Annotated in this window: 14 protein-coding genes and 1 pseudogene; 7 read left to right on the top strand and 8 right to left on the bottom strand. The window is 65.1% G+C overall.

Translation table 11 applies throughout. The features are described 5' to 3' along the window. Positions 1-95 precede the first annotated feature (95 nt). Both Q7F20_RS00720 and Q7F20_RS00715 read left to right on the top strand, forming a co-directional pair. The gene (locus tag Q7F20_RS00720) at positions 96-263 is read left to right on the top strand and encodes a hypothetical protein (RefSeq protein ID WP_305738197.1); all 168 of its coding nucleotides are present in this window, start codon (positions 96-98) and stop codon (positions 261-263) included. Positions 264-278: 15 nt separating this feature from the next. Continuing rightward, a pseudogene (locus tag Q7F20_RS00715) lies at positions 279-431 on the top strand (Imm8 family immunity protein); the annotation flags it as partial. 150 nt (positions 432-581) lie between these two features. Here Q7F20_RS00715 and Q7F20_RS00710 read toward each other — a convergent pair. From Q7F20_RS00710 to nrdH, 6 genes are all read right to left on the bottom strand, one after another. Continuing rightward, complete coding sequence (locus Q7F20_RS00710) at positions 582-2,513, bottom strand: AAA family ATPase (protein WP_305738196.1); 1,932 nt, start codon at positions 2,511-2,513, stop codon at positions 582-584. A 374-nt stretch (positions 2,514-2,887) separates the two neighbouring features. After that, positions 2,888-3,877 carry a TIR domain-containing protein gene (locus Q7F20_RS00705; RefSeq protein WP_305738195.1) on the bottom strand — a complete coding sequence of 330 codons (990 nt, stop codon included), beginning with the start codon at positions 3,875-3,877 and terminating at the stop codon, positions 2,888-2,890. 331 nt (positions 3,878-4,208) lie between these two features. Then, entirely contained in the window at positions 4,209-5,183 is a 975-nt protein-coding gene (gene nrdF, locus Q7F20_RS00700; protein WP_305738194.1) for a class 1b ribonucleoside-diphosphate reductase subunit beta, read from the bottom strand. A 91-nt stretch (positions 5,184-5,274) separates the two neighbouring features. Then, positions 5,275-7,380: a class 1b ribonucleoside-diphosphate reductase subunit alpha gene (gene nrdE / locus Q7F20_RS00695; RefSeq protein WP_305738193.1), complete on the bottom strand. Its 2,106-nt coding sequence runs from the start codon at positions 7,378-7,380 to the stop codon at positions 5,275-5,277. 17 nt (positions 7,381-7,397) lie between these two features. Then, positions 7,398-7,814, bottom strand: coding sequence for a class Ib ribonucleoside-diphosphate reductase assembly flavoprotein NrdI (nrdI, locus tag Q7F20_RS00690; RefSeq protein WP_022906556.1), 417 nt, complete (start codon positions 7,812-7,814; stop codon positions 7,398-7,400). Between the two features lie 108 nt (positions 7,815-7,922). Beyond that, positions 7,923-8,156, bottom strand: coding sequence for a glutaredoxin-like protein NrdH (gene nrdH / locus Q7F20_RS00685; RefSeq protein ID WP_022904483.1), 234 nt, complete (start codon positions 8,154-8,156; stop codon positions 7,923-7,925). A gap of 368 nt (positions 8,157-8,524) precedes the next feature. On the opposite strand from nrdH, the gene Q7F20_RS00680 reads away from it, so the two are divergent. From Q7F20_RS00680 to Q7F20_RS00670, 3 genes are all read left to right on the top strand, one after another. Continuing rightward, on the top strand, positions 8,525-9,730 hold the full coding sequence (locus Q7F20_RS00680; RefSeq protein ID WP_305738192.1) for an MFS transporter: 1,206 nt from the start codon (positions 8,525-8,527) through the stop codon (positions 9,728-9,730). A 173-nt stretch (positions 9,731-9,903) separates the two neighbouring features. Further along, positions 9,904-10,722, top strand: coding sequence for an aldo/keto reductase (locus Q7F20_RS00675; RefSeq protein ID WP_305738191.1), 819 nt, complete (start codon positions 9,904-9,906; stop codon positions 10,720-10,722). A 19-nt stretch (positions 10,723-10,741) separates the two neighbouring features. Further along, positions 10,742-11,317, top strand: a complete 576-nt coding sequence (locus Q7F20_RS00670; RefSeq protein WP_305738190.1) for a hypothetical protein — start codon at positions 10,742-10,744, stop codon at positions 11,315-11,317. Here Q7F20_RS00670 and Q7F20_RS00665 read toward each other — a convergent pair. Beyond that, positions 11,314-11,652, bottom strand: a complete 339-nt coding sequence (locus tag Q7F20_RS00665; protein WP_305738189.1) for a hypothetical protein — start codon at positions 11,650-11,652, stop codon at positions 11,314-11,316. The genes Q7F20_RS00670 and Q7F20_RS00665 overlap by 4 nt on opposite strands. 203 nt (positions 11,653-11,855) lie before the next feature. Here Q7F20_RS00665 and Q7F20_RS00660 point away from each other — a divergent pair, with 203 nt between their 5' ends. Both Q7F20_RS00660 and Q7F20_RS00655 read left to right on the top strand, forming a co-directional pair. Next, positions 11,856-12,683, top strand: coding sequence for a LysM domain-containing protein (locus Q7F20_RS00660; RefSeq protein ID WP_305738188.1), 828 nt, complete (start codon positions 11,856-11,858; stop codon positions 12,681-12,683). Positions 12,684-12,746: 63 nt separating this feature from the next. Further along, a complete protein-coding gene (locus Q7F20_RS00655) occupies positions 12,747-13,268 on the top strand; it encodes a ribonuclease H (protein WP_370871592.1) in 522 nt (173 codons plus the stop codon). A 12-nt stretch (positions 13,269-13,280) separates the two neighbouring features. Here the strand turns inward: Q7F20_RS00655 and Q7F20_RS00650 are convergent, their stop codons facing one another. Then, the gene (locus Q7F20_RS00650; RefSeq protein ID WP_213147435.1) at positions 13,281-13,532 is read right to left on the bottom strand and encodes a DUF6458 family protein; all 252 of its coding nucleotides are present in this window, start codon (positions 13,530-13,532) and stop codon (positions 13,281-13,283) included. Positions 13,533-13,580 lie beyond the last annotated feature (48 nt).

Genomic DNA, 13,580 nt, shown 5'->3' with positions numbered 1-13,580 from the left:
CGGGCGTGCGGTCCAGGAACTGAGGATGCTGTTCCGTATAGGGATCGGCTATCGCAGCACGTGTCGACTTTCGTGGCGAGCGCGAGGATGACACCATGAAGGCTCGGGTGCGGTTCATCTCGACGAACGACGGCGATGACCTCGAGGACGTTGTGCTCGAGGATCCAAACGACGTCGACATCTGGCTCACCGTCATGGCTGCCCCTTCAGGCGGGCTTCGGGTGCGCAGCCCCGCCTCAATGACGAGGGAGCTGAACCGGTGAGGTCCGCTTCACGAGCGCCACATGGCAGTCGTGGACAAGTGGGACCCCTATCAGATCCGAGTCTTCATTAAGTGGCTCTTCACGGAGGTCGAGGGGCGGGAATGGAACGAGGTCGGAGAAAGGCTCAGCCGGTTGGGGTACTGGGAGTTCGAAGCCTACGAGTCCTGACCGTGGCGGCGCAGGAGGCGACAGGAGCACCCGTTCCCTGTCCGAAAACCGATCCTCTAGCGGAACAGCGGCGGCTAGCTGCTCTTTGTAAGGGGCACGCGAGAGGACGGCAGTGGACACTTGCGGGGCTGCATATCTCTTTCGACGCCTCTACGAGGACAGAGTCGCGTTGATTGACTTGAAAAGATTCGCCCAGCGATCGACTGTGCCCTCACTCAGAGACCTGAGGAACTTAGCGCGGTCGTTCGAGCGCATCAAGTATTCGGCGGGCTTACCGTGCTCCTTGAACTGTGCCCCAATGGCACGCCCGACACGGGCAATGATGCGGTCTTTGCCGTTGAGGTCGCTCACCTTCAGAGCGGACCCGAATGCAGGGTTGTAGAGCTTCAGGTACTCAGCAGGAGTAAAGAGATCCTCGATGTCGCTGGGTTCCATCGAGGCGAACTGGTTCGTACTGATTACTCTCCTCTGCGGCAACGCCTTGGCACGGACGAGGGTATCGAGCTTGCCTGTCGACTTCGATGTGCCATCGATGAGGAGGGTAACGTCGAGTTCTGCGAACAACGAGACGAACGCGGGCATGTTCGTCGCGCCGTGCGTGCTCACGATGCGCCAGCGAGGATCGAGACCTTCGCGACCAAGGGATCGAAGGTGGTCGGACATGATGCGGAGGTACGTGTCATCGCTACCTCCTTCGAGGAGGAGGTTATCCGGTCCGATGAGGAGATTCTGCGCGATGTCATAGCCGAGAGCTGCTTGGAGCGGGAAGGTTGCATCTTCACCGACAGACTGCACGTCCTCTGTCACGACGGAACCGGTCTTCGGCCCTCGGTCCTCCACGATGCGGACTCGTTCAACGCGGTTCGGCTCGACCATGAAAGGGGAGTGAGTGGTGTAGACGACCTGTGACCGCGCGCCGAGTCTCTCGTTGATAAACCGCAGAAAGTCCGCTTGAGCCTTCCCATGCAGGGACATTGCAGGCTCGTCCAGGAGCACCACGACCTCATTGCCAAGGTCCTCAAATTCAGAGAACGCGGCGAAAAACGAGAAGAACCACTGGAACCCCTTCGAACGCTGTCCGAAGCTTCCCGTGAATCCGTGACGACTGTCCTTTACCCGAACCTCGAGGTATCGCAGAACCGTTGATGAGTTATACCCGTTCCCGACCACCTGCTTGTCCGCGTCGATCTCAACAGAGAGGTTGGGGTTCTGGGTCCAGTACTCGAAAACTTGTTGGGTCAGCTCATTGCTAGCGGCCTCCAACTCGCTCTTGCGGGCGTCGAAGTCCTCGGCCTGAACATTGGCAGTGTCTGCGCCGGCAAGTCGAAGCAGGGCCCGAGCAGTCTGGTTAGCCGATGCCCCTGGTGTCTCCTCGCCGGTTGCGATGGCTTGCAGGTCGATGCGAGACGGCAGAGTCTCGTAATCGCTGAAGTAGAAGAATTTGGGCAGGCGCTCGTCGAGGAAGTCAGCCACTTGTCCGCGAAGAATATGGCCTTTCGGAATGAGGCCGTTTACCTCGTTAACAAACTCTTTTGCAGAAGCAGTCAGCGCTGAAGCAGCGTCGTCCTCAGAGCCTTCAAGATCGGCGATGAGTGACAATGCGCGACTACGAGCATCCACAAGGTCCGAAGACCCGAGGCGTTCCTTCAGCTCTTCGGAGGATGACAGGACGTAGTACATGTGCTCAAGGGCGGCCTTCTCGTCGACTGTCAGCAAACGCATCCGCGTACCGCCGTAGGTTTTGTAGACGGTGAATTGTTTCAGCGGGAGGATGCCCTCTCCGAACTTGCTCTCGACCGCCGCGAGGTCGTCCTCGTCCAGAGTGAAGGTGGCCTCGATCGGACGAGCGTCCTCAACCTCTTTGTTCTTGCGGTCCCTCGTTAGCCGCCAACGCGGGTAGTCCTGCTGTTCAGCGAACTCAGGGTCGCCGTTCGCGGGGTTTAATCGGTGCAGCGCCATGAGCAGTGCCGTTTTGCCGGACTCATTCTTCCCGACGAGGGCTGTTACGTCGTCTTGGAAGCGAATCATCCCGCTGTCGATCACGTTTCGGAACATGCGTACGCGCGCCTCGCTGAGCTTCACGCGCCCAGCCTAAGGGTTCGCACCGACAAACCCGAGGGAGTCGCGTGCTCACTCGTTAGAAAGTTTCCGCGGCAGCCCCGCTCAGGCGCACCCATTACCTCCACCAACACGAGGCCCCGCTCACGATCACTAAGAGCCTCCTCCGCTGGCGCGCTATGACTCCACGGGACGTCGCAGACCTCTCCGTTATGGACGAGGAGAGGTCGTCGGCGCTGTATACGGCGGGGCCGAGTGATCCGGCCTGGCACGCCTTCGAGGATCAGGCGGCATGGCGCGTCGCGCGAGGGTTTCAGACTACGATCGTGTCCGAAACGCTCCGGCCATACGCCGAGCCCGGTGTGACGGCAACATTGGTGCCACTGAGCTGACCTCCGCTACTCCTGAGACAGTGACATGAGTTCAGTACGCAGCGATTCCTTCCAGTTGTTTTCGGGATACTGGACGTAGCCAATGCCAGCAAGATCGGACGGATTCTCGACCCCGGCGTCCACCACGATGATGTTCCTGCGGCCGATCTTGCCAATAAAGTAGCCGAGCTCAAGGATGACGTTCTGCCGAGCACGCGGGTCAGGATCTTTGTCGGCTTGGTAGTCAGCGAGCTTCTGTCCGACGTCGTCCGGGGTGAGTAATACGATGACATAGGACGTTACCGTTCCGTAGCTCTCGAACTTCTCGATGATGGTTTGACCTTTACCGGCCTCCTCCGCTAGAGAGATGGGCAGTGTGCCGGTCACCTTCTGTGTGAAGATCCGAATCGAGTCGCGTGCAGCTTCGTCGTGCCCGTGGACAATGAAGATCATCGGACCTTGTTTGGTCGCGCCAGGGCGGGAGGACGGCGGCCAGTCTCCTTGACCTCGGGCCTCATCAAACTGTTCGTCCTCGCCGTCGTCGAGGTCCGCGTTGACCTGAGGAACGGCGGTGACGAAATCAGCTGCTGCTTGCCCCCAGTTGAACGCGGTCGGCTCTTCAGGCGCGGCTTCGTCTGACGAAGCACCGCGCCATGCGATCGGAACCTCTGACGTGTCGCGGGCGGCAAGGTAGTCACTGAGCAGTCGCTTGGTTCGCGCAGGGGCGTTCTCTTCGATCCAGGCCGGAAGGTCCGGCATCAGTCCGGCAAGGAGTTCCATGCGACCAGCTTCGCCGGAGTCTTCCTCCACAGCTTCGGAGAGCACCTGGCCCATCACTGTGAGTGCGTGATCGGGGTAGTCCTCATCGTTCCAGCTCAGGGAACGCAACAGACGCGAGTGACCGGTGATGATGTCTGAGGTGCCGGTCTGACGGCCGAACTGGCGCCAATCGTCATCGGTCCAGTTGTCAATTGCGTACGCTGCGCCAGCGTTTTGAAGAGGGTCCGGGTGAGCCATGCTCGAAGTATAGATTCTCGTGACAGCCGATCGGGTTTTAGACGGGGCAGCCCACGGGCCACCCCGCGGCCCGCTTGACCCATTACCGAGTCTTGGGAGCAGCTTCCTCCGGTCGCCCTACCGCTCCCAGCCGCGATCGCGTTCCGATAGCCGGTCCTCCATTGGGCACAGCCTCCCGCGGCACGCGCTCCACGGCCTTCACGTCTCACAGAGCTCGTCCGGAACGAATCTCGATGAGCGCCCGATATCCGGCCGCATCAGCGACTCCGCCCGTCAACGAAGAACGCCCCGCCAGCCGAAGCCAACGGGGCGTTCCCCGGTCGAGCGGAACCTAGAAGTCCCAGTCCTCATCCTCGGTGTTCACGGCCTTCCCGATCACGTACGACGACCCCGACCCCGAGAAGAAGTCGTGGTTCTCGTCGGCGTTCGGCGACAGCGCCGAGAGGATGGCCGGGTTCACGTCCGTGATGTTCTTCGGGAACATCGGCTCGTAGCCCAGGTTCATCAGCGCCTTGTTGGCGTTGTAGTGCAGGAACTTCTTGACGTCCTCCGTCAGCCCGACCTCGTCGTAGAGATCCTGCGTGTACTGCACCTCGTTCTCGTACAGCTCGAACAGGAGCGAGAACGTGTAGTCCTTCAGCTCGTCCCGCTCGGCCTGCGTGAGCTGCTCGAGCCCCTTCTGGTACTTGTACCCGATGTAGTACCCGTGGACGGCTTCGTCACGGATGATCAGGCGGATGAGGTCGGCGGTGTTCGTCAGCTTCGCCCGCGACGACCAGTGCATCGGCAGGTAGAACCCGGAGTAGAACAGGAACGACTCGAGCAGCGTCGAAGCGACCTTGCGCTTCAGCGGCTGGTCGCCCTGGTAGTAGTCCATGACGATCTGGGCCTTCTTCTGCAGGTTCGGGTTCTCCTCGGACCAACGGAAGGCTTCGTCGATCTCGGGCGTCGACGCGAGGGTCGAGAAGATCGACGAGTAGCTCTTGGCGTGCACCGACTCCATGAACGCGATGTTCGTGTAGACGGCCTCTTCGTGCGGGGTGACCGCGTCGGGGATGAGCGACACGGCGCCGACGGTGCCCTGGATGGTGTCCAGCAGGGTCAGGCCGGTGAAGACGCGCATGGTCAGCTTCTGCTCGGCCGGCGTCAGCGTGTTCCACGACTGGACGTCGTTCGACAGCGGCACCTTCTCGGGCAGCCAGAAGTTGTTGACGAGGCGGTTCCAGACCTCGACGTCCTTGTCGTCCTGGATGCGGTTCCAGTTGATCGCCTGGACCCGATCAATGAGCTTCAGCTTCTCGACCAACGCACGTTTCCTTACAGAGATGGTGACTAGATATCGGACTGGAGGCGCGGTGCGGGCTGGCACCGCGCCTCCAGGAAGAGAGCCAGCGGCTCTACAGCATGCAGCTGACGCAGCCCTCGACCTCGGTGCCCTCGAGGGCGAGCTGGCGCAGACGGATGTAGTAGATCGTCTTGATGCCCTTGCGCCATGCGTAGATCTGGGCCTTGTTGATGTCGCGCGTGGTGGCGGTGTCCTTGAAGAACAGCGTCAGGGACAGGCCCTGGTCCACGTGCTGCGTCGCCGCGGCGTACGTGTCGATGATCTTCTCCGGGCCGATCTCGTACGCGTCCTGGTAGTAGTCCAGGTTGTCGTTCGTCATGAACGGCGCCGGGTAGTAGACGCGACCGAGCTTGCCTTCCTTGCGGATCTCGATCTTCGACGCGATCGGGTGGATCGAGGACGTCGAGTGGTTGATGTACGAGATCGACCCGGTCGGCGGGACGGCCTGCAGGTTCTGGTTGTAGATGCCGTGCTCCTGGATGGACGCCTTCAGCGCCTTCCAGTCGTCCTGCGTCGGGATCGTGATGTTCGCGTTGTCGAACAGCGATGCGACGCGGGCGGTCGCCGGGGTCCACGCCTGGTCGGTGTACTTGTCGAAGAACTCGCCGGACGCGTACTTCGAGTCGCGGAAGCCGTCGAAGGTCTCGCCGGTCTCGATGGCGATCTTGTTCGACGCACGAAGGGCGTGGAACAGCACCGTGTAGAAGTAGATGTTCGTGAAGTCGATGCCCTCTTCGGAGCCGTAGTGCACGCGCTCACGAGCGAGGTAGCCGTGCAGGTTCATCTGGCCGAGGCCGATGGCGTGCGACTTGTCGTTGCCGTCCTCGACGGAACGGACCGAGGCGATGTGCGACATCTGCGACACCGAGGTGAGGCCGCGGATGGCGGTCTCGATGGTGCGACCGAAGTCCGGCGAGTCCATCGTCAGCGCGATGTTCAGCGAGCCGAGGTTGCAGGAGATGTCCTTACCGATCTCCTTGTAGGACAGGTCCTCGTTGAAGGTGGTCGGGGTGTTGACCTGCAGGATCTCCGAGCACAGGTTGGACATGTTGATCCGACCCTTGATCGGGTTGGCCTTGTTCACCGTGTCCTCGAACACGATGTACGGGTAACCCGACTCGAACTGGATCTCGGCAATGGTCGTGAAGAAGTCGCGCGCCTTGATCTTCGTCTTCTTGATGCGCGAGTCGTCGACCATCTCGCGGTACTTCTCGGAGATCGGGACGTCGCCAAACGGGACGCCGTAGACCTTCTCGACGTCGTACGGCGAGAAGAGGTACATGTCCTCGTTGTTCTTCGCGAGCTCGAACGTGATGTCCGGCACGACGACGCCGAGCGACAGCGTCTTGATGCGGATCTTCTCGTCGGCGTTCTCACGCTTGGTGTCGAGGAACTTCATGATGTCGGGGTGGTGCGCCGACAGGTAGACGGCACCGGCACCCTGACGTGCACCGAGCTGGTTCGCGTAGGAGAAGGAGTCTTCCAGCAGCTTCATCACGGGGATGATGCCCGAGGACTGGTTCTCGATCTGCTTGATCGGGGCACCGGCCTCGCGGATGTTGGAGAGGAGCAGGGCCACGCCGCCGCCGCGCTTCGAGAGCTGCAGCGAGGAGTTGATGCCGCGCGAGATCGACTCCATGTTGTCCTCGATGCGGAGGAGGAAGCAGGAGACGAGCTCGCCGCGCTGGGCCTTCGCGGTGTTGAGGAACGTCGGGGTCGCGGGCTGGAAACGGCCGGCGATGATCTCTTCGACGAGGTCGATCGCGAGCTGCTCGTTGCCCTGCGCCAAGCCGAGGGCGGTCATCACGACGCGGTCCTCGAAGCGCTCGAGGTACCGCTTGCCGTCGAACGTCTTGAGCGTGTAGCTCGTGTAGTACTTGAACGCGCCGAGGAACGTCTGGAACCGGAACTTCTTCGAGTACGCCAGGTCGTTGAGCTTCTGGATGAAGTCCAGCGAGTACATGTCGATCGTCTCGCGCTCGTAGTACTCGTTCTCGACCAGGTAGTCGAGCCGCTCCTTCAGGTTGTGGAAGAAGACGGTGTTCTGGTTGACGTGCTGCAGGAAGAACTGCTTCGCGGCCTCACGATCCTTGTCGAACTGGATGTTCCCGTCCGCGTCGTAGAGGTTGAGCATCGCGTTGAGGGAGTGGTAGTCCATCCCCGTCTGCGGCGACGTCAGATCGACGTCTGCAACTGCTGCGTCCAAAATGCATCCAATCCTGTGTTGACCGCTGACACGTCGTCAGGAGTCCCGAAGAGTTCGAATCTGTAGAGGACGGGGACGTTGCACTTCCGTGCGATGACGTCCCCCGCGAGGCCGTAGGCCTCGCCGAAGTTCGTGTTGCCCCCGACGATCACGCCGCGGATGAGCGAGCGGTTGCGTTCGTCGTTGAGGAACTTGATGACCTGCTTGGGGACCGCTCCCTGCCCGTTGCCGCCGCCGTAGGTGGGCAGCACCAGCACGTACGGCTCGTCCACGTGGAGGAACGGGTCGTTCGGGTAGAGCGGGATCCGGTCCGCGTCGCGGCCGAGCTTCTCGACGAAGCGTGCGGTGTACCCGGACACGCTCGAGAAGTAGACCAGTCGGCTCATGGTGCCCCTCCGGAGAGAAGGTGCGGACAGACGGACCGTGGGTGTCCTGCGGTGGTGATCCGAGCCTCCTGAACGAGCTCGGGTCACCGCCCGCGGACGTGGGTCGAACTACGCGAGTTCGGCGCTGAGCGTCGCGATCTTGTCGGGACGGAAGCCCGACCAGTGGTCGTCGTCCGTGACGACGACGGGCGCCTGCAGGTAGCCGAGGCTCTTGACGTGCTCGAGCGCGGCTTCGTCGGTGGAGACGTCGTGCACTTCGTACTGGATGCCCTTGTTGTCGAGCGCCCGGTACGTCGCGGTGCACTGGACGCAGGACGGCTTGGTGTAGACGGTGACGGCCATGATCTCCCCTGGTTCTGCTGATGCTGTGGTGGTGGTTCTGGTGCCCGGTGTCGCGGGGCTGTGCAGCAGGTTCCGGGAGGGGCCGCTGCGATGCCTCCACACTACATCTAGTGGCTGGCGGAGTCACCGACCACAAGAGGAAGTGTTACAGCCGTGTAGTTCTCCACAAGCTCCTCCACAGTGTGAACAGCTCGGAGAGGCCCGTGATTCCGCCATTCTCCGCCCGACCACCGACACTTCCCCACACCCGTGGACAGTGTCGATCCACATGTGTGGAATCAGCGTGTCGGCGTGTCGCGGGTGGTTCGCTCTCCACACCTCCCCCGGACGGGTGACAGCCCGATCCGTCCGGTCCGTACACTCGTCTCGTGAGCACGTACGGCCCCCTCCTCAAGACGCCCGGCGTGGGTCGTGTCATCGCCGCGCAGCTCACCGCACGCTTCCCGTTCGGCATGCTGTCGCTGGCGTACCTGCTGCACGTCGAGCACGTCTTCGACTCGTACGGCGCGGCGGGTCTCGTCCTCGCGACGACGAGCATCGGGCAGGCGATCGCGGGTCCGCTCACCAGCCGGTGGATGGGCAGCTGGGGCATGCGGCCCGTGCTCATCCTGACCAGCCTCGTCGCGCTCGCGAGCATGGCGGTGATCGCGTTCGTCGTGATGCCGCTGTGGGCCTACGTGGTCGTCGGCTTCATCGGCGGCCTCGCCGTCCCGCCCGTGCAGCCGGCGGTGCGCACCATCTACCCCAAGATGGTCACCTCGTCGCAGCTCACACCCCTCTTCTCCCTCGACGCGAGCGCGCAGGAACTCATCTGGGTCGCCGGCCCGGTCATCACGACGTTCGTCGCGACGCAGATCGGCACGATCCAGGCGATCGTCGTCGCGATGGTGTTCCTCGTCGTCGGCGGTGCGTGGTTCATCGCCTCCCCCGAGCTCGGCCGTGTCCGCATCCCCCGGTCGAAGCGTGCGTTCGGTGTCGTCCTCAAGCGCCCGTCGGTCGTCGTGGCCACCCTCACCGGACTGCTCCTCATCGGAGCGTGCGCCGCGGTCGAGGCGAGCGTCACGAGCGTCTTCGGCGAGGGCAGCCCGAACGCCGGCATCGTCCTGGCCGTGTTCGCGATCGGGTCGCTCATCGGCGGCCTCACCCTCGGCCACCTGCCGATCTCGCGCAACACCCTGTGGGCGCGCATGTCGATCGTGTTCGTCGGACTCGCGCTGGCGGTCGGCGGCACGAACTTCTGGTGGCTCTGCCTCGCCCTGGTGATCGCCGGCGCCGGCATCGCTCCGGCCCTCGCGGTCATGTTCGGTTCGGTCTCGGCGACGGTGAAGTTCTCCGACACGGCCGAGGCGTACGGCTGGATGGGCACCGGCCAGCTCATCGGGGCCGCGGGCGGTTCCGCGGTCGCCGGCTTCCTCATCGACAGCCAGGGGGCGACCGGCGGGATGATGGTCGGCGCCGTGATGGCTGCGGCGGGCGTGGTCCTCCCGCTCGCCACGAGGCGCTGGCTCCCCGACCTGCGCGGTCGCGACGCGAGCCCCATCCCCGACACCGAGCCGGTGAACATCCCCACCTGACGCGCGCGGGCGCTGGGCGCCGCACCGAGGGGTACCTGCTCGAATCGGGCGTACCTGGTCGAACGTTCCGACCTGGTACGCCCGATTCCACTTTCCATCGCAGCTGTTCTGGGAAGGAAAGCGAGGAGCCCTGGAGGCGCGGCGCACCCCGCCACGACCGGCAGGATGGGTGCATGGTCACCTCAGTCCCCCTCCGCGACGGCGCATCGATCCCCACGATCGGCTTCGGCGTGTACAAGGTCGACGACACCGAGGCCGAGACGGCCGTCGGTCTCGCGCTCGACGCCGGCTACCGCCACGTCGACACGGCCGAGATGTACGGCAACGAGACGGGCGTCGGGAAGGCGGTCCGCGCCTCCGGGCTCGACCGTGACGACGTCTTCGTGACGACCAAGGTGTGGAACGACCACCAGGGGCGCGACGCGACCCTGCGGGCGTTCGACGCGAGCCTCGAGCGGCTCGGACTCGACGCCGTCGACCTCTACCTGATCCACTGGCCGGCCGCGGCGAACGACCGCTACGTCGACACCTGGCGCGCCCTCGTCGAGCTGCGCGCCTCGGGGCGTGCGCGGAGCGTCGGGGTCTCGAACTTCCAGGTGCCGCACCTCGAGCGGCTCATCGACGAGACGGGCGAGGTGCCGGCGGTGAACCAGGTCGAGCGGCACCCGTGGCTGCCACAGCGCGAGCTGATGGACTTCCACGCACAGCACGGGATCGTGACCGAGGCCTGGTCCCCACTCGGACGCGGGCGACTCATCGACGAACCGGTCCTCGCGGCCATCGCGGACGCCCACGGGGTGAGCGTGGCGCAGGTCCTCGTGCGGTGGAACGTGCAGCAGGGGGTGGTGGTGCTGCCGAAGTCGGTGACGCCCTCGCGGATCCGGTCGAACCTCGACGTCGACGGGTTCGCCCTGACCGACGACGAGCTGGCGGCGATCGCGTCGCTCGAGACGGGGCAGCGCACGGGGTCGCATCCGGACTCCGTGTCCTGAGGCGCGTACGTTCTTCGTGGTGAACGATCCTCAGCAGACCGCGCGAGAACACCTCCGGCCGGACGAGCACCTGTACTGGGCGGGGACGAGCGATCCGGGGAAGCTGTTCGCGAGACAGGACGTGTTCCTCGTGCCGTTCTCGTTGCTGTGGTGCGGGTTCGCCGTGTACTGGGAGGCCACCGCGGCGACGTCCGGAGCACCGGTGTTCTTCCTCGTCTTCGGGGGCGTCTTCGTCCTCATCGGCCTGTTCTTCGTCTTCGGACGGTTCCTGCTGAAGGGTCACCGGAAGCGCACGACCGTGTACGCCGTGACGTCCCGCCGAGCGCTCGTCATCACGCCCCGCGGCTCGCGTGAGGTCTCGGTGGGCCGCACCGACCGGACCATCTCGTGGAGCAAGGACCGTCGGCACTGCTCGGTCGAGTGGAACACCGGTCAGCCGTCCGGGCTCCAGGCGTTCGTCGGCGGTTCCGGAACGGCACGCCTCTACGCGAACACGGGTCTCGACGCGTTCGCTTTCGGCCCGCAGCCGTTCGCCTTCTGGGACGTCCGCGACGGCGAAGTGCTCGTCCGCGAACTCGACCGGGTGGCGAGCTAGCCCCGGCGGTCCTCCTCGGACTGCCACGGCAGGTGCAGGTCGCCGGGCTCGGGCTCGACGTCGCCCGCGTCGTCCGCGCCGCCCGTCCCCGGGGCCGCGACGATCTTGGACGGGTCGATGCCGTCGGCTTCGAGGTCGGCCCGGTCGCGCTGCGAGGTCTGCGACGCCTCGGTCTCCCGTTCACTCGACGGGCTGTACGAGGTGTCGGCCGCGCGCTGCTCCCGCTCCCCGACGCCGTCCGCGCTCTCGTGGTGCGCTGCCTCGCGGAGTGCGTCGGTGCGGGCACGGTCGTCGGACGCCTCGGGTCCGGAGACGTCGGGGATGCTGTCGCTCATGGGGCCGAAGGTAGGCCTCGCTGCCCGAGCGACGTCTCCGGCAGTCCGATCGACGCACCCCGGTCGGTGGTCTGCCGGGCGTGACCGCTCGATCCCGCACGGTCGGTACCGATCTGGTCACGAGCGTCGGACGGGACCGGACCCCACGCTACGATCGCGGCGAGCCAGGCACTGTCCGACGCCTGCCGAGGACGAGGGGGATCATGCGACGAGCGATGACGAGGGGACGGACGACCGCGGCGGTGCTGATGTCGGCGGTCGCTGCCGTCGGGCTGACCGGCTGCTCCGTGTTCAGCGGACCCGACCCGGTGCCGTCCCCGACCCGGCTCGCCGTGCAGGGTCCCGACGCCACCGAGCGACCGACGCCCTCCGCCTCCCCGACGCCCGAGCAACTCCTGCCCGCCGGGACGGTCGCAGCCGAGACGGACGTCGTGTCGAAGACCGGGGACACATCGATCCACGTGCGCATCACGGCCGATGCCGGCGGCGTGTTCACGGTGCACCTCTCGGACTACCGGACGACGAACCCGCAACCGATGTCGCTCCAGTTCCGCCACCGCGTCGCCGGGTTCCAGGACGGCTACGACGCGGTGGCCCGTGGCTTCACCGAGTGGGACGCCGCTGCCGGACCGCCCGACTCGTACACGCTCGACGCCGGCGCCCGGCCGGACTACCTGGCAAGTGCCGTCCTCGTACCCGAGGCGTCCGACGACGGCAGCAGCGACGCGGACCGTCCGTGGGTCGGTTCCGTGCTCGCGGTCGGCACGTTGGCGTGGAAGATCCCGAACCCCTACCCGGACCTGCGCGTGACCGTGGGGAAGGCCCGTCCGGGTGCGTACGGGTACGTGAAGGACGTCGACGGCACGCCGACCTGGTACGAGGTGTCGCACGGTGACGACCTCACCACGGTGTCGAAGCGCTTCGGCGTCACCCCCGAGCAGTTCGAGTGGATGAACCCCTACCTCGAGCTCCGCGGTGACAAGTGGCTCAACGAGGACGCCACCCTCAACATCTCCCCCGCGAACCGCTGACGCCCGGGGTGGGTGCGGTCCGTTACGGTTGACCAGCACTCGCCACACGCAGGAGGTCCCACCGTGACGATCGTCGCCGCAGCAGACGGCTCAGCCCTCGGCAACCCCGGCCCGGCCGGCTGGGCCTGGTACGTCGACGACGACCGCTGGGCCGCCGGTGGCTGGCCCAACGCCACGAACAACCAGGGCGAGCTCACCGCGGTCCTCCAGCTGCTCCGCGCCACGAAGCACACCGGGGAACCGCTGCACATCCTGTGCGACAGCCAGTACGCCATCAAGGCGTGCACCGAGTGGCTCGCGGGGTGGAAGCGGAAGGGCTGGCGCAAGGCCGACGGCAAGCCCGTGCTGAACGTCGAGATCATCAAGGAGCTCGACGCCGAGCTGCAGGGCCGCACGGTCACCTTCGAGTGGGTCCGCGGGCACGTCGGGCACGAGATGAACGAGGCGGCGGACGTCCGCGCCCGCGGTGCGGCGACCGCCTACCAGCAGGGCACCGAGGTGCCGCACGGCCCGGGCTGGCCCGGGGTCGAGGTCACCGAACCGGCCGCCCTGCCCGAGGCGACCCCGCCGGCGACCCTGTTCTGACCGAACCGCCGATCAGTACGTCCCGTCGCGGCGGTCCTGCCGGGTGACCTGCTCACCCGATGCCGGGTCGACCCCGCTCCGCGTGGTGGTCGTCGTCCGACGCCCACCGAACGCCACCGCGAGGCTGATGATCAGCAGGACGACACCCGCTGCCATGAGGATGTAGCCGATCAGCCGCAGGTCGATGCCCGCGAGCTGGATGTTCAGGGCGAACGCCACGATGGCGCCGATGACGATCAGGGCGATGCTCGATCCGATGCGCACGGTGGGGGTCCTCTCGTTCCTGGCCACGGGCCGATCGGCCCGGGACTG

Origin of the sequence: Curtobacterium sp. A7_M15, assembly GCF_030705415.1 — a bacterium.
Lineage (GTDB): Bacteria > Actinomycetota > Actinomycetes > Actinomycetales > Microbacteriaceae > Curtobacterium.
The sequence above is the reverse complement of the archived record's forward strand: the minus strand, read 5'-3'. Positions and strand labels throughout refer to the sequence as shown.